Source organism: Plebeiibacterium marinum (assembly GCF_026013615.1).
Taxonomy (GTDB): Bacteria; Bacteroidota; Bacteroidia; order Bacteroidales; family Marinilabiliaceae; genus Saccharicrinis; species Saccharicrinis marinus_A.
Genome location: NZ_JAPDPI010000009.1, coordinates 1 through 17,549 on the forward strand (window position 1 = coordinate 1; position 17,549 = coordinate 17,549).

The window sequence follows — 17,549 nt, forward strand, 5'->3', positions numbered from 1 at the left end:
AATAAAAGAACTGCTTACAGAATATCAAATCAATCAAGATGTCAAAGAACAATTAAATTTGTTTAGTGATAATTTTTAACGCATCAGCAGTAATTTTAAAATATTTGAACCCACGTCTTTTCAGACGTGGTTTTTTTATTGCTTTAGTATTTTTTACTGGCACATATTATAAGTATTCAACAAAAACAACTACGATATATTAACATTGCGTTATCTCTTAATTTTGCTATTTTGTGCAGGGAATTAAAATCCTTACCTTTTCTGGTAACTCATATGCCATACTTGCGTATTTTACCCATATATAATGCATTATAAAATGAAAAGATTAAAACTCATATACTTCGTGCCAGCTATATTAAGTCTTTGTGTGCTTTCTTCCTCTTGCCAAAAAGATGAAGTTCAGGGGCCTTTAAAAGCCGACGCCTATAATATTGCCGGGGAGTACCGTAGCGATGTTGTTTTGGATTCGTCGGTGGTGAATAACCTGGATGGCGTAATGCTTATTAAAAACGGAGCTACACTAACCATTCTTCCGGGTACAAAAATATTGGTTAAAGGCGGAACGGTTTCTTACATAGCTATTGCCCGGGGATCAAAAATTATGGTAAACGGCACCAAAGAAAAGCCTGTGATAATGACCTCCAACCTTGAGGTGCCCGGAGCATGGGGAGGGTTGGTTGTTTGTGGTCATGCACCTGTTAACACTGATGAATTAAGGGTTTCGGAAGTGGGTTCTTTAAAATATGGCGGCGACGATACAGAGGATTCTTCTGGTTCCATCAAGTACCTGAGGGTTGAGTATTCGGGATATAATTACACCCCAGAAAAACAGTTTAACGGCATTTCATTTTTTGGTGTCGGAGCGGGAACCATGGTAGATTATGTATCTTCTTACCTGGCCAACGACGATGGATTTGAGTTTTTTGGGGGCAGCGTTGTTGCCAATCACCTGGTATCAATAGGCAGTCAGGATGATGGCGTTGATTTTACCGATGGCTGGACAGGTGGCGGATCCTATTGGTACATTAAAGATTCAGAAAACTCGGCTGTTGAAGGATCGAACAACGACCGCAACGGAGCTGCAGAGCCCGTTACCAATGTACACATCAGTCATACAACCATACAGGGAAGTGGTTATAAACCCTGGAACTTTTTTGAAGGAGCCGGCATGCAAAACATTGATGATATAGTAATAGGGGCAGCCGCAGATGGCCCTTATTTTTATGCCAGTGAATCCGATCTTTCGGCTCAGGAGCGTATTGCCAATGGAGACATTTCCATTACAAACGTGCTTTTTACTGATGCCCCTGAAACATTATCTGCACTAGGAAAAGCATCTGAAGGAATTGAAGTTGGAGAAAACCCCAATACCAAGGGTGCCGGTAATGGTTCAGCAATGCCAGAGTGGGCAACAGGATGGTCAATGCCTGAGAAGTAGGAATACGCTATAGTTATAACCGGCTTATAGCCTCTTAAATATTCTAAGGTAAACAATGAGGCAAAAACTGCTCTTGCTCTTCTTATAAGATTAACCCATTTTTATTTCACTTGTTTACTTGCAATAGATTGTATCTTTAAATTCTTTGGGATAAGTAAGTATCCAAACATTAGGATTGTCTTTTGATCTTTCATATAAAAAACTGCCATTGTAATAATTCTCACACCTCTCGTATAAAGATTCTACCCTTCTTAATTCTTCCTGTCTTTTTATATATCCTCTTGTACAGTTACAATCTTCATAAAAAGTTATCGAATAGCTAGAGATACACGAATCCAAATCGCACAAGTTCATCATATTTAATTTCGCAAATTCAAAATATAACTTGCGTCTTTCTGCAACATCTTTAGGATAATTATTAGTCAAATACAATTCATTTGCTCCTGTTTGACAACTTGTATCAATATCTACTCTCTCTGCGTGAAATTCATTATCACAACTAACTATCAATAGAATCAATAAAACTGACAATAAATATTTCATATTTTCTTATTTTAAAATTCTCCAGAATTTCCTATTCTATTCATTCTTTCATTAAAATTTCTATGTTTCACTCTCTCATTTTTACCTTCACTCAATACTCCTGAAAATTCCTTTGAAAATTGCATTTTTGTAATAAAGGGTTTATAGCATCTTAAATATTCTAAGGTAAACCAAGCTTCTTCATCTTTTGCCTGTAGTACATTGAAGTTTATTGTTCATCTGAATTTTCAATTCTTTCCATTTATCTGGGTTATTCTGAATTTTTAGCTTAAGAGTCCAATTATCATTTTTGTCCTTTTTTACAACAGCTATTAAATCATCTATATGGTCAGCAATAATATTGGATATAAAAGAATGGTCTTCTTCATAATCGCGAGGAGTATCTCTTGTTTCTTTGTAAAACGATCTTTGATAAAAGATTACGTTATCATTATTTAATGCCTCAAAGTTAATAGTTGTATTATTGTAATTAGTGAGCAATAATATTAACGAATCCTGTATTACAGGAGGGTTGGCTATAACTATATACTCATAAATTTGTTTTTGATTATTTTTATTTAAATGCTCAAAACTAAGTTTATTCAAGCTATAAAACTCCGTTGATTGATTACAACTAAATGTGAATATTAAAATTGATAACGAAAGTAGTATTCTCATAGTAATATATTTAGTGACTTACTAAAGTTAACTTTAGTGATAAAAGGTTTGTAATTTCTGGCATGTTGTAATACAAACCATGCTCTAAATCCAGCACCAAATCTATATATTTTCTCCATATCAGGTTTGTCCAATATTACTACCTCTCTAATTTCGTAGATATTTGAACTTAAGACATACAGTGTAATTCAAATAACCAAGCGTATAAAGTTTGGAGACTTTTTGACATTTGAACTACAAGTGAAACATAATGAACTAACAATAAGTATTGTAACTATTTTCTTTGTTGAGTTTTTAATAAAATTCATTGCGTAATCAACATAGGCTTCTTTATCTTTTAATTTGTATTCTTTCTTATCTGGGTTATCGCAACCTTTCTCCAAGTCTTGCCTCAACTGCCAAGTTTCTTTTGGGTAATCAATGCATAAACTTTTTGTCCATTATTTTCATTTCTATTGTATCTGTAATAGCTGTCTTCATAGAATGGTAAATCCATATGTTAGGTTTTTTAAACCTTTCATAATAAATCCAATCTATAAAATACTCTCCATATTTATTGTCATTTTCAGGAAGTAGTGGACTATGGTGACCAAAAGGGTCATCATTTAAAAAGCGTGATGTATTCCAATTTCTTTTATAGAAAGAAAAATGAACCAATTCTATTGAATCATTTGCCTTCAATATCTTATTAAACTCATATGAAACCAACTCTTCTATTTTACTGTACTTGCTGTCATCATAATTACTGACCAAATAAAAGTCTCGATATTTATGACCCCAATGGTAGTATTTCTTAATTCCTGTAGAGGTTTCAAACTTAACATCATCAGAACAAGCACATAAAGTGAAGAATACTAATAAGGACAAATAGTTTATCTTTTTCCGCATATTATTGTTTTTTACTTTGACGTTCATTTACTCTGTCTTTCATTCCTTTATTTATATTGCCAGTAAATGATCTACTAAATTGGACTTTTGTTATAAAAGGTTTATAACCTCGTAGGTGCTGCAAAACAAACCATACAGCGAATGTATCTTTAGCAAAAGGAACAATATTAGGCATTGCCTCCATATCTCCGATGTCCAAACCAAAATGATCCCATAAATTCACATGATAATTAATAGTATAATCTTCTCCCGTGAAAGTTATATTGGTGATTTTTACTTCAGTTGACCAAATATCATTGGTTGCAATTTGTGTTCCCTTAGTTCTATCATCTTTTGATCCAAATATGGGGCGAAAAAAGAATGTATTGCCGTTTCCATCCTTTCGTGGAATTGTTGTTATTTTTCCAATATCCCTCCTTGTTTTTCGAGAATTTGGTTCCAAAACCATATAGATAGTATCATCCTTTATTGGGTTAACCCCATTAATATTTTTAGAGATCAACCCCTTTCTTTCTTTTAGCCTTTGAGCTATGTAATCTTGTACATTATTACAATACAATTCCATATTAGGACTATTGATTAAAGCATTTGATAAAGCAGGATCCTCATAAACGCCTCCGCTATTCTCTTGAAACTTATCGATCATTCTTTCGATATTTCCATCAAGTTGGCCTTCTGCAAACCAAAATTTAGCTTTATCCTTAAATATTTCAAAGAGCTTTTCATCCGGGTACTTCTCTTTTGACTTATATTTCATAATATCATCACCAGAATCATACCACTCCATCCAATCTTTACCAAACAACTTAACTTCCGTATCTGCCATTTGCTTTTCTGAGTATATTGCTTTTACTGGATAATTATCGTTTTCTGTGTTAGCAAACAGACTGTGCTTTCCCTCAAAGTCAAAACCACTATTAATATATTCTGATTTATATTGATTAATCAATGCAGAGCTATAGATCGGTCGTGACGTCACTTTTCCATATCCATACGCCAAATCATCAGCTATATCACTCAAATCCCTATTTAATCCTGGTAAATTAACCCGATCCACACAAAATGGAAAACACACCACCGGCACATCAACACTCACATCTTTTGTGGCCTCGTTGCACCAGGCATATATTCTGATATTTTCGGCTTTTTCGGGTGTGTATTTGTAGCAAATAGTCCCCTTGTCAATAAAGGCATTACTTTTATTGAGTTGGCTTAGTTGCCCACTGTTATTAAGTTCAACACTCCAATGTGTGTTGTTGAGTTTATCTCCTTCGCCATTGTTGTATTCTGTTACCTTATAAATGTAGGTGTTTCCCATTATTAATTCCTGGGCTTTACGGCCATCCCCGGCAAATGGGCCTTCCACCTTTTTAACCAACAACTGTTCTGTTTCTGATGTAGTAGCAACCGGTGCTACATACCTGCCACTCATCACCTCCTCAGCCCTTTCGCGGGTAAAAACCATTGGGTCTTTATCTATCAAATCTTTGTTAAAGCGGCACCATTCGAGGCGTTCCATAAACTCACCATTGAGGTAACTCATGCCGGCTACCAGGGTGAGCTTCATTTTAAGGGGCTCGCCGGTGGTATGGCCATATACTTCTTCAAACTTGGGAACAATACAATCGTACAGGTTAAACACCCGGCCTTTTTCGCCCAAACGAGGCGATTCAAATTTAAGCTGAATTAAGTCGCGTCGAACGGTTTGGGATATGCAATATAAAAAATGTGGATGCCGGTCGCTTTCAACCTCCAGGTGGTATTTAATATGGTCGGGATCGCAAACGGGAATATTATTTATGCCCAGTTTTTGGTTTACCTCAACATTCATGCGCAGTATGCGGTATTCGTAGCAGTCGTCGATAAGTTTTCCTTTGATCATTTTATCGGGGTTTGACTAAAAATTATGATTTTTAATAAATTATTAAATAATGGACCTAAAAGTATATGAATTCGAAATAGAATAAACGATAAGCATAAATGTTGTATAACATTAAAAAAAGACTTGACATTTTATGAAGTCTCTTTAAAACTAGGGTCAGGGGAATTTTAACTCCAAAAAAAAGCTTATCATTTTTAAATATCTGGGGTAAAAATAAAAAGAAACTTAAAGGAGAGGGGCGTTGTTATATGGTGACTAAATGGTTAATCCTTGAAAAATCAAAATTTTGGTTGTGACTAAACGGTTAAAGCACGAAAAAATGGTTTTGGAGCCTTTAACTAAACGGTCATGGCCATCTTTTTGCTTTTTTGACTCTTGACTAAATGGTTAAAGGGCATTTTTTTAAAAATTTTGGCTTTGACTATTTAGTTACGCCTCATTTTATTTAAAAGTCGGGTTTAACTGTTTAGTCACGCCTTTCAACTCTGCCGCACCGTTGATTGCCTGGGCACGACAACAGCATTATCACCCTGGCTATCAGGAACCGAATAATCAATACTGAAATAAAATGCGGAACCCTTACCGGGCATGGACTCAACCCATATGGTACCGTTCATCTGATTAACCAGGCTTTTACAGATTGCCAAACCAAGACCGGTGCCCCCGGTAGTTTTGGTGTTTGTTTCATCTACTTGCCTAAAGGGATCAAAGATAATTTTGTGCTTATCTTCGGGGATTCCAATGCCACTGTCTTTTACAAAAAAAATGATTTTAGTTTTAAGCAAGGTATGACCTATTTCTATCATTCCCGAATGGGTAAACTTAATCGCATTTTCGCAAAGGCGCATAATCACCTCTTTTACCCTTTCTTTATCAATAATAACCTCGCTAACCGGGTTTTCATTACTTTCACGATAATCAATCGAAACCTTGTCTTTTCCTTTACCAATTGCTTTATCAGAAACAAGCTCAACAATTTCATTTGAAAATGCATTCAGGTTGAGCGCTTGCATTTTCAGTTTATAATTATCCGTTTCCATCCTTGAAACCGAAATAATATCATCAAAGGAAGAAAGCAGATCATGGCTGCTTTTTTCAATAACCTTGTAATACTCCTGCTTTTCATTCTCTGTAAAGTTTTTATTCTTTAGCAAAGTGCTAAACCCCAAAATTGCATTTAAAGGGGTACGTATTTCATGCGAAATATTCGCCAGAAAAGCTGTCTTTAACCTGTCTGACTCGTTTGCTTTCCTCCTCTCCTCTTTTAGCAGCTTGTTATATTCATATCTTTCCGAAATATCAATCAATACGCCTCTCCAACCCTTGTGCTGCCCGTCTTCTTCAACTTTATCCATATACAACAATCCCGGAAACCATGATTTATCTTTTCTAAGGGCTATAACTTCATTTTGCCGTGCCGCATTTTTATGGTTAGAGTTTTTGTTTGTCAGTTCAAAAATATTGAGCTGAAATTCAGCTTCTGCCTTCGAATACCCAAAATTCTTTTCCCACATTTTATTAACATATACCAACACGCCCCGCCTATCTGTTTCAAACAAACCCTGGGGCAACTTATCAGCCATCTCCCGATATTTTTTTTCGTTATCGGTTAAGCGTACAATCAATTTGCTTCTTTCCTTTTCGTGCCCTTTTAAAAGCTCAATCATTTGTCCAAATTCACGATACAGGATACTTATTTCGCGGCTGCCGGAGATCTTGTTCAATTTAGGCATGGCTTTAAAATCGGTTAGTATGATTTTATCAATTAAATGGGTTAGCCTGGTTAGCGGCTTGGTTATTCCGCTCGACAGCAGATTGGCAATAAAAAAACAGAGGAGCATCGTAAAGGCAATTACAAAAACCATGGTTTTCCTAAGGTCTGCAATCTTTTTATCGCTGTGCAATTTTGCAATTCCAAGCACTTTGGTCATTCGTTCTTCCAGCAAATGATCCATTTTATTGAGCTCCCCTTTTAATCCGCTATTATCGTGCAAGCCCATCATAATATCCAACTGCACCACTTTATGAAAGGTTTTAGAATACGCATCAAGGTGCTCAATGGTTTTGTTATTATACAGATTAGCCCTTAACCTGTTAAATATGTGCACATATTTGGTTACATACTGCTGTTCGTGCCGAATGATATAATCCTTTTCCCTCCTTCGTAGCGATAGCAGTCCGGTTTTATCAATGATATTATCATCCTCAAGCAAATGGGCATATTCCCTCATTTTCCCCACCAAACCAAAATCCTTATACCCTCGCTCCACTACCAGGGCATAAAGCGATTTAAAAATTGAATCGCGTTGCGTAAGCATATTGTTTATTTGGTGCAGAGAATTACAAATAAATTCTGAATGTCTGTATTTAATGATCAACTCTTCAATATCGTTATGCAACAAAATGTTTTGCCTGTTAGATTCCACCAGATATGGACTTTTTTCTTTTATATAAAAAGTTGTATTGTGGGTTTCGAGCAGCAAAAAGTCATTGGTGATGTTTTTTAGTTTTAAAAGATTGAAATACGTAGTGTGCACATCGCCCGACAATCGAAGAGTTTCACCTTTTGTTGAAAAATACATCCAGCCAATCCATCCTGATAAAGTAGCGATGGATATTGCAAATACTGAAAACCAGATTAATAGTTTATTACTAAATTTCACGTCCCCTATAAATTATTGAAAGGGTGAAATTATAATAGCAGTTAAAATACCATGTATTGATAAGGTCATTATTACATTAATAGAACATTAAGTCTTATCAACAATTCCCCTGCCTTTCCAGGTAACAGTGCCAAACAGGGCATAAAAAACAGTAAATACAATATAAAAAGGATACAACAGTTGTGAAAGAACAAAAGTGCGCAAAGAAACAGATCTGTTAAACAGGCTACCACCTTGTTTTAAAAGATAATAATCCACAAAACTTTTTACCACGAATAAAGCACCAATAACAACAGTTACAACTGGTGACCAAAAAACGGTAAATGGCAATGCAGCAGCAGCCAGGTTACTCAAAAAAACAAGCCAGGCCACATACAAAGTATAATAATCAGTATATCCTTTACTTTTTGAAGCCCACCGCACACGTTGGTTCAAAAACTGTTTTAAGCCCTCTACAGGACCAGTCTTAACAACGGCATCAGTACTATTCAGAAAACAAATACCGGCCTTGATCTTTTTGGCACTCTGCAGCAAAAATATATCATCTCCTGATGCGTACCGGTTTAGCATATCACCAAAAACTGCATGATACAATCCCTTCCGGAACACCAGATTGGCACCGTTGCACATAATGGGTTTATTTATTGCTGCAGCTCCGGCCCCGCAAGTAACCAGGCTCAAAAAGTCAACATGCTGAAACCTACTAAAAAATGAAGATGAGGATTCAATTTCAACCGGGCCGATTAACATATCCACACGATGCGCATGAAGGTAATTGCCGATAACCAGTAACCAATCTTTGCCAAAGGTGCAATCCGCATCCGTAGTAATAACATAATCATGCCTTGCTACCGAAACTCCCATATTAATCGCATCCTTTTTCCCTGTTCCGTTACTCCTCACCACTATATAATTTGGGATACCCTTAGTAAGCCCTTCCAACAAATCAAACGAATGATCCGTACTATGGTCATCCACAAAAATGACTTCATAATATATATCATCAACACTTTGATTCCTGAAACTTGAAACTAAAGCTGCAATATTTTCATACTCATTTCTAAAAGGAACAATACAGCTGACAGGTTGAATCCCCTTGTGCCCAGGTTTAAAAGCAGGAATGGACTTTACACCTTTAATAAAGGCATAAATGGTTTTATAGTACAATACATATAAAACAACACACACTCCGCAAAACAAACCAACAAACATAATATATAATGCAAAACAAAGGGGCTATCCCTAAATCATATTTTGACCTGAGACACCCCCGATAATTATGAGAATTTTTTCTATCTGACCTTATAAAGCCAGCTCTCTATTTTATCATTTTCAAGAATTTCTTGCTGACGAGTTTCTATCTTTTTATAAGAAGGGCTCGAATCTGCACTTACCAAAAACATATTTCCTTTAGGGATGATCTGTGCATTACCAAATCCTGACGCTTTAAGTTTGTTTAGCATCTTTACAGCGTTGGCTTCATTTTTAAAACTTCCTACAATAATAAAAAAGTCTTTCCCTGCAGCAACAGCAGGTTTAACAGGTTCCTGTATAGGTTCCGGCTTACTAACAACCTTAGGAACAGTATCTGTAACCACTGGTTGCTTTGTAACAGGCTTTTCTACCTTTACAGGGATAGTTTTAATAACTTTTTTTTGCGGCTTATTAAAAAACAAGAAATAAGCACCAATACAAATTACCAACAGAACAGCAATAATAATAAAGGTAATGATATCCTTCCTTTTCTTCTCCTTTATGGTTTCCTGTACATATTTATTGGTTTCTGTTGCACCGGATTTCTTTTCAGAAACAACCTGAACCTTTGGCTTTACCGGCTCAGCTTTAGGTACTACAACAGTTTCCTTTTTTGTTTCAGCCTCAACTTCTTCAGGTTCATTATCAATAGTCAATATGGCTTCCGAACCCGGCTTGTACTCATCTTCAGATGGTGTTTCGCCTATCTTTTCATCATCGCCCGCTTCCGTTATTTCAGATGAATTGTCGATATCCAGCAAAAAAGTTTCTTTTTTCCCCTCTTCCATATCCTGTGGCTCCTCCTTTGTTGTTGCATCGTCCACTTCTTCCTCCTCAACCACAGGTTCTTTTGAAACAAACCCTTCACCAAAATCTTCAGCCTGCTGAAACCTTAAAATACCATTTTCATCCTTTTTAAACACGCCCAATTTTTCAATGGCATAAACACCTTGTTCATCGAGCTGTTTTTTCAAATTATCAACAAATTCAAAAACCTGATCAGTAGCCACAATGGTATCAATCCCTTTTTGCTCGGCAACATAATTTACAAGCAGCCCGTCATTAAAACTTAAAAAGTTATTAAACAGGATACTTACACCATTTTCTTTTGAAATGATAAACGCCCCAAAATTAGGGATGATTACTCTATTATTTTCTTGTATTAATTCTGATATATATTTTTCCATCGGGTTTTAGTTATTTTTTAGTGAATAAAATGGAAAAAGCGAACTAAAGATAATGAGTTTTTAATGATTTAAAACACTATTGTTTAAAAGATTGATGCTATTTTAATTAGCACACCTAATTATAGTTTAAGAAACAGGCCGTTTTTTTTCTAAATGTAATATACTTGCAGAACCCAACAATGCCGGCACAATCTGGTTGATAACATAAAGCAGACTAACCGATAACACCACTGCAACTTCATCAACCTGAATAGTTGAAAACAGCAAAATACCTACAGAATTACGAACCCCTAAATCGGCAAGAACAAAGGAAGGCACCATGGTTATGCACATAAAATAAATAGGGGCCAGCAATACGAATTCGCTATAATGGTTATTCTGTGTAAAAATCATTAACAGCAATATTAATTGAGAACAGTATAGGATGTACCTAACCAAACTCAACAACATCAACTTGCCATGCACTAAGGGTTTTATCTCTTTCAAAACGGTTCCTATACCCAACAACTTATTTAAAATACGAAAGTGCTGTACCCGTTGCCAAATCCTATTCTTGTAAACTCCTATAAAAACGGCCATACATAAGCAAAAAACCAGCAGTAACAAACTATAGTAAAACACCGATCTGAATATGTTTTCCCCATCCTGTTGCATAATACCTATAAAAACAAATCCCATAAGCAAAAGAACCACGTTTTGAAGAAAACCGCTAAAATAATTTAACAGTGTTGCCTTTGCCCAATCCTCTTTGGGCAACGACATAACCCTGCCAACAGGTTCACCAAGTTTAGATGGCGTAAAAATACCAGAAGTAAAACCTGCAAGCACCATCCCTACGGATTTTTGTAAACTAACCGGCTTTATATATGAAACCAACATTTGCCACTTTACCGCCTCGGCAAGAATATTAAAAACAGACAAGATAAGTACCAACAGAAAAATAGGAGAATCAAGGATATTAAGAAAATATCCATCAAAGTCGGCCTCAAAACCTATTAATTTCCAAGCAATAAATCCATAGGAACAAACCAACAACAGGATGCCGGGGATCCACCTTTTGGTGTTGCGGAACATCAGGATTTGCTCCTGTTAATTACCGGTAACAATATAAGCGAAACAATACCCATCAAAACAATCATGGCATTTAGCGAACTCCAAACTATCAGTGCAAAAGCGGCTCCTTCGGTTTTTGTTATTCCATACATCAGCAACGAGGAGATAACCATAAAATGCCAGGGCCCCATTCCTCCCTGAACAGGGGCAACCATACCCAGACTTCCCAAAACAAAAACACTTAAACCTGCCAAAGGAGACAATGAAGAAGTAAACTCAAATCCAAAAAAACATACATAGATCATCAGAAAATACATGACCCAGATAAACACTGTATGAAAAATAAAAAGTCCTTTATTTTCAATATTTTTAATAGCCAGAAAACCTTCGGAGAACTTGCCCCACAACCCTTTAATTTTAAAAAACACCGCCGACTTTGCAAAGCTGTTTTTAAATACCAGAATCACTACTACAATACCTGCAATCACAACATAAGTCCAAAAAGAGGTAAAAATTTCAGACACTTTTGAGAAATCGGTATTCTTTGAAAGAAAATTAACTACCACATTAAACTGAAGCACTAAAACCAGAAACAAACACAACAGCAACATTACAACATCAATCAACCTCTCAACCACAACGGTACCAATCAAACGGGTTACCGATATTTTTTCATATCGGCTCAACACACCGCACCTTGATATTTCTCCCATCCTTGGGATCAGCAGGTTAGCAAAATAACCTACCATCACTGCAAAAAACGTATTGGTTATGCGGGTCCTCTTTTCTATGGGCTCAATCAGCATCTGCCAACGTATGGTCCTGCTAAAATGACTGGCCAACCCGGCTACCATCGATAGTAATATCCACCAATAATTTACACCTTTGCTCAGCGTATTTTGTATTTCCTGCATATCATATTTGCGGTAAACAAACCACATCAAAAAAGCTCCAATGGATAAGTAAATTAAAAACTTGATGGTATTAATGATGTACTTTTTCAATGCGTTTCTGTTTGTTTTGTGTTTACCTCACGGATTATCCGGGAAATTTTACCAATAATATTTTACCTTTGCCGCAGGATTTAGCGAGTGCAATTTTAAAAAAGATTATTTGTTTGTGCAAAATACAAACCACATAAGTAACTATAATCTGTAAAATCACTTGTTTTTGTTTCTGTATTTAGCTAAAATATTGCCAATGAAAAATGTTAAAGCAAAAAAACATCTGGGACAACACTTTTTAACCGATGAAAGTATTGCCCGCAGAATTGTTGAGAGTGTGAGCGATTATAAAACCCGAATAATTGAGATTGGTCCGGGGATGGGGGTGCTAACAAAATATTTGGTTGAAAAGGAGGATATAAACCTTCAGCTTATTGAACTGGATACAGAATCGGTTGAATACCTTAACGAACACTATCCTTCGCTACATGGGAAAGTTATATCCGGCGACTTTTTAAAGATGGATTTAAACACCCTTGGAGAAGACAACTTTAACATCATTGGAAATTTCCCCTATAATATTTCGAGCCAGATATTTTTTAAAGTTTTGGATTATAAGGAGAAAATACCACAAGTTGTAGGCATGCTCCAAAAAGAAGTAGCAGAAAGGCTGGCCTCTCCTCCGGGAAGCAAGGTGTATGGGATTTTGAGTGTGTTTTTACAGGCTTATTATGATGTAGAATATCTATTTACTGTTCAGGAGCATGTGTTCAACCCACCACCAAAGGTTAAATCAGGAGTTATCCGTTTGGTAAGAAACAACGTTACAAAGCTGGATTGTGATGAAAAACTATTTTTCAGGGTTGTAAAGGCAGGCTTTAACCAACGCAGAAAAACACTAAGCAATTCATTAAAGGCAATCCCTTTCAACAGGGAAAATATTGCTGAATTGCCGCTTTTCACCAAACGTCCCGAACAACTTTCGGTTGCCCAATTTGTTGAACTAACAAATTTTATACAAAGCAACCAATAGGTTATTTCATGAGAACAGTCCCCTTTTAAGGGCAAACAGGTGTTAACATCAAACAAAAGGTAGTATGGCAGAATTCAAATTAACACGAGAATTTGTTGACAGTATAAAGCACAAGATAGAGATCAAAGACGAGGTTCGCGTTCTTGAGGACATTAAGGACTTGCACCCGGCAGATATTGCCGACCTTTATCGTGAACTGGAACTGGAAGAAGCCAAATACCTATACCTGATTGCAGATGATGAAACAGCTGCAGATGTGATTACCGAACTGGATGAAGACGAACGCAGGCGTTTGTTAAGCTCAGTTCCAAGTGAAGTAATAGCCAAGCGGTATATCGACAAAATGGACTCCGATGATGCTGCCGATGTACTTGGCGAAATGGAGGAAGGCAGGCAACAGGAGGTTCTGTCGCACATGGACGATGTAAAATCGGCAGGCGATATCGCAGACCTTTTGAACTACGATGAGGATACTGCCGGGGGTTTGATGGGTAAGGAACTTATCAAGGTTAAAGAATCATGGAACCTGCCAACCTGTTTGAGAAGCATGCGCCAGCAAGGTGAAGTTGTGGATGAGGTATACTATGTATATGTAGTTAACAACGATGGAGTTTTAAAAGGGACACTATCCCTGAAAAGGCTTTTACTTAGCCCAACAACGCAAACCGTAAAAGATATTTATAACGACAACCTGATATCGGTCAATGCCAATGCCTCTGCTGAAGAGGTGAGTTCTATTATGGACAAATATGATTTGGTAGCATTACCGGTTGTTGACAGCATTGGCAGGCTGCTTGGAAGGATCACCATTGACGATGTAGTGGATGTTATTCGTGAAGAAGCAGAAAAAGATTACCAACTGGCTTCCGGTATTACCGATGATGTTGAGTCTTCGGATAGCATTTGGACGCATACACGCGCCAGAATGCCATGGCTTATTATTGGTTTATTTGGCGGTATACTTTCTTCACTGGTAATTGAACATTACGAAGTAATTATTGGATTAAACCCCCAATTATCATTTTTTATGGTTGTAATAGCTGCCATGGGAGGAAATACGGGCATGCAATCATCAGCAATCATTGTACAATCGCTGGCTTCAGGCAGTACCGGTCTGGAATCGACCTCGCGAAAACTACTTAAAGAACTCGCTGTAGCCATGGTGAACGCAGGAGTATTATCTACCGTAATATTTGTTTTCAACTATTTCAAGGGTGCCAGCCAGGCTTTAACCTATACTGTTTCCCTGGCCATGTTTTCAGTGATAATGATTGCATCACTTTTTGGCACTTTTATCCCACTTGCATTAAAGAACTTAAAGATAGACCCGGCTGTCGCCACAGGCCCCTTTGTTACTACCCTGAACGACATCCTGGGTATGTTGATATACTTTAGTATTGGGGTAGTCTGCTTTTCGATGTTTGTATAAGCCAGGAGAGAAATACTGATTGCAAATCAGTACATAAACACTAATTCTTATGTTATTTATGTGCAAATAATGCAAGTTTCAAGAAGTGACTAATATTGGACGTATCCTTGTTTTAACAATACATATAATTAATTGCCCAGGTAACTGATATCAAAAAAAGCCCCATAAACAGAAACTACATTTTGATTCTCATCATATCGAAGGTGGCCTTTTATCTGGATGGTCCGCATCTGATTTTTTGCATCAATTATGCGCACTTGAATAATTTCAGAAACATCCCCTTTAAGCCATTTTGCAAACTTTTGTACAAAAACCGGAATATCAACACCTATAATCAATGATTTAATATTTGAAAGGTAACAGGTATCATTACAATTTATCCCCAACGAACGTTTTGTTCCTGACGAAATATTAATAGAATCATCTGCAACCCTGTAAATAAAAAAATCAACCGACGCCGTAATCTCTTTCAAATCGCTAATCATAAAAACTCAGTAGGTCCTCACATATTATAGTTTAACGTAATACGATAAATACTATAAAAAGTTATATTTTTTATACGGCTTTTGTGTATAAATTTTGATTAATGGAATTTGTATCGAGCAAAAAGGCTACTTCCCCGTTACCCAAAACACTTGCTGCAGATATTTCTTCATGGCTTTTAACCAATTCGCCCATGGGTTTCAAAACAGCCTGGTGCTGCCCCATTATTTCATCGGCAAATACCGCAAACTTACTGTTGTTTTTCTTTATCAGGATCATTTTTGCCATTTTGTTCTTTTGTCCGTTTAAACCAAACAAGTTTCTTAGCGAAACAAAAGGAACTAATTCTTCCTCAAAATCAATGGTTGAATGCTTAATCCTACTCTCGACACTTTGGTATGGAAGCTGGGAACATATTTCAACATCAGACAGTGGTAGCAAAAATTTCATGGTACCGGATCGAACAAGTAAGGTATCCAAAATGGCAATTGATTGCTGTAATTTGATAGTAAACGTTGTGCCTTTACCCAACTCACTGGTAATATCCAGTTCACCACGCATTTCAGCAATTTTTTGCTTTACAACATCCATACCAACACCCCTGCCCGAAATAGAGGTTACCTCAGCAGCCGTTGAAAAACCAGGTTCACACATCAGATTATACACTTCCTTATCGCTTAGATTATCCCCACTTTGAATCAGTCCCTTTTCCATCCCCTTTGTAATGATATGCTGGCGGTTAATCCCTTTCCCATCATCCGACACCTCAATAACAATATTGTTACCTAAGTTATATGCCTTTAACCGGATAACACCTTTAGAATCCTTGCCGGCCTCCTCCCGTTCTTCGGGTTTTTCGATACCATGATCCAAAGCATTTCGTAACATGTGCACCAATGGTTCTGCCACCATATCAATTGAACTTTTGTCAAGTTCGGTTTCCATACCTTCAGTAACAAATTCAATTTCTTTGCCCAGGTTGTTTGATATATCACGAACCAGGCGATTGAATTTGGGCACCATATCACGTATGGGTATCAAACGTATATCAAGGGCATTATTTCGGAATTGTTTTGACAGCTTATCCAGTTTTTCGATCTGTGGGCGGACCCTTTCCAACCCTTTTTCATGCGAGGTTAAGTTCAATTGTGATGAAGTTGTAATCAGTTCACTTACCAGATACATCAAATAATCGAGCTTTTCAGAATCGACAGCAACCCTATTCATATTCTGACGAATAGAGGCAATCATCGATTCTGTATTGCTCAATTGTGGTTGGGCAATTTCATGGCTTGGTTTACATGAAATTGACTCACCTTTTTGGGGAACGGTTATTTGCGGTATATCTTCTTCGGACAACAGTGCGATTCTGTTTTTGTCCATCTCTTCAGTATCAAAAATATCAAAATCTGCAACCTTGCGAATAATGCAATATTCAAAAACAAACATCAGGGCATCTTCAATATCCATCTGGTTAAAATGCCCTACAACAAAGATGCTCCATCTCTCCTCTTCATCTCCAATAACAGGAAGCGAATTGATGGATCGTATCTCTCCGATATCTGCCAGGTCTTTAATCGTATAAAAAATATTTATTCTTCTATCGACTATTTGCTGATGGGCATGAAATATAACATTGTAGGTAACAGGACTGCCTTCATTAATATTTACCGCCACCTTTGGCTTTGGCTGTTTACTACTGTTAACCACTTTATTGCACCAGCTGATCAGTTGTTTTTGTAATTCTGCTATCTCCTTATTTTGTACCTTTTCATCTTTTAAAAGGGCAAAGAGTTGATCTACTATGATAAGGGTATTATCGAGAATTTCTTTGTTTAACGTAAGAGACCCGTTTCGGATGAGGTCGTAAATATTTTCAGTATTATGGGTTAAATCACTAATGGCATCAAAGCCATACATGCCACTAACTCCTTTTATGGTATGCATTACCCTGAATACCTCTTGAATCAGGTCAATATTTTGAGGATTTTCTTCAAGCTGCAACAAGATGCTTTCCATTGAATTGAGCAAATTAGTTGCCTCATCAATAAACAAGTCCCTGAATTTTGAAATATCGTTTACGCTCATACTAAAA

At 36.8% G+C, this 17,549-nt stretch carries 14 protein-coding genes; 3 read left to right on the plus strand and 11 right to left on the minus strand.

The features are described from left to right. Positions 1 to 316 precede the first annotated feature (316 nt). Positions 317 to 1,438 (plus strand): beta-helix domain-containing protein, encoded by a 1,122-nt coding sequence (locus OM074_RS06175; RefSeq protein WP_301198500.1) that lies wholly within the window; start codon positions 317 to 319, stop codon positions 1,436 to 1,438. A gap of 114 nt (positions 1,439 to 1,552) precedes the next feature. Here OM074_RS06175 and OM074_RS06180 read toward each other — a convergent pair whose 3' ends face one another. The 9 genes from OM074_RS06180 to OM074_RS06220 form a co-directional block, all read right to left on the minus strand. Beyond that, positions 1,553 to 1,981, minus strand: coding sequence for a hypothetical protein (locus OM074_RS06180; protein WP_301198501.1), 429 nt, complete (start codon positions 1,979 to 1,981; stop codon positions 1,553 to 1,555). A 180-nt stretch (positions 1,982 to 2,161) separates the two neighbouring features. Further along, positions 2,162 to 2,638, minus strand: a complete 477-nt coding sequence (locus tag OM074_RS06185) for a hypothetical protein (RefSeq protein WP_301198502.1) — start codon at positions 2,636 to 2,638, stop codon at positions 2,162 to 2,164. 417 nt (positions 2,639 to 3,055) lie between these two features. Then, positions 3,056 to 3,526 carry a hypothetical protein gene (locus OM074_RS06190; RefSeq protein WP_301198504.1) on the minus strand — a complete coding sequence of 157 codons (471 nt, stop codon included), beginning with the start codon at positions 3,524 to 3,526 and terminating at the stop codon, positions 3,056 to 3,058. 1 nt (position 3,527) lies between these two features. Beyond that, positions 3,528 to 5,408 carry a DUF3289 family protein gene (locus tag OM074_RS06195; RefSeq protein ID WP_301198506.1) on the minus strand — a complete coding sequence of 627 codons (1,881 nt, stop codon included), beginning with the start codon at positions 5,406 to 5,408 and terminating at the stop codon, positions 3,528 to 3,530. Positions 5,409 to 5,887: 479 nt separating this feature from the next. Beyond that, entirely contained in the window at positions 5,888 to 8,071 is a 2,184-nt protein-coding gene (locus OM074_RS06200; protein WP_301198507.1) for an ATP-binding protein, read from the minus strand. Between the two features lie 87 nt (positions 8,072 to 8,158). Then, positions 8,159 to 9,283 carry a glycosyltransferase gene (locus tag OM074_RS06205; RefSeq protein ID WP_301198508.1) on the minus strand — a complete coding sequence of 375 codons (1,125 nt, stop codon included), beginning with the start codon at positions 9,281 to 9,283 and terminating at the stop codon, positions 8,159 to 8,161. 80 nt (positions 9,284 to 9,363) lie between these two features. Beyond that, positions 9,364 to 10,512: an SPOR domain-containing protein gene (locus OM074_RS06210; protein WP_301198510.1), complete on the minus strand. Its 1,149-nt coding sequence runs from the start codon at positions 10,510 to 10,512 to the stop codon at positions 9,364 to 9,366. 126 nt (positions 10,513 to 10,638) lie between these two features. Then, a complete protein-coding gene (locus OM074_RS06215; protein ID WP_301198512.1) occupies positions 10,639 to 11,586 on the minus strand; it encodes a lysylphosphatidylglycerol synthase domain-containing protein in 948 nt (315 codons plus the stop codon). Next, positions 11,586 to 12,569 carry a lysylphosphatidylglycerol synthase transmembrane domain-containing protein gene (locus tag OM074_RS06220; protein ID WP_301198514.1) on the minus strand — a complete coding sequence of 328 codons (984 nt, stop codon included), beginning with the start codon at positions 12,567 to 12,569 and terminating at the stop codon, positions 11,586 to 11,588. Before OM074_RS06220 ends, OM074_RS06215 begins: the two co-directional genes overlap by 1 nt. Positions 12,570 to 12,765: 196 nt before the next feature. Here OM074_RS06220 and rsmA point away from each other — a divergent pair, with 196 nt between their 5' ends. Then, positions 12,766 to 13,542, plus strand: coding sequence for a 16S rRNA (adenine(1518)-N(6)/adenine(1519)-N(6))-dimethyltransferase RsmA (gene rsmA, locus OM074_RS06225; protein ID WP_301198515.1), 777 nt, complete (start codon positions 12,766 to 12,768; stop codon positions 13,540 to 13,542). Between the two features lie 64 nt (positions 13,543 to 13,606). After that, a complete protein-coding gene (gene mgtE, locus OM074_RS06230; protein WP_301198516.1) occupies positions 13,607 to 14,971 on the plus strand; it encodes a magnesium transporter in 1,365 nt (454 codons plus the stop codon). A gap of 128 nt (positions 14,972 to 15,099) precedes the next feature. On the opposite strand, the gene OM074_RS06235 is transcribed toward mgtE, so the two are convergent. Continuing rightward, on the minus strand, positions 15,100 to 15,456 hold the full coding sequence (locus OM074_RS06235) for a hypothetical protein (RefSeq protein ID WP_301198517.1): 357 nt from the start codon (positions 15,454 to 15,456) through the stop codon (positions 15,100 to 15,102). 70 nt (positions 15,457 to 15,526) lie between these two features. Then, positions 15,527 to 17,542: a chemotaxis protein CheA gene (locus tag OM074_RS06240; RefSeq protein WP_301198518.1), complete on the minus strand. Its 2,016-nt coding sequence runs from the start codon at positions 17,540 to 17,542 to the stop codon at positions 15,527 to 15,529. Positions 17,543 to 17,549: the final 7 nt, after the last annotated feature.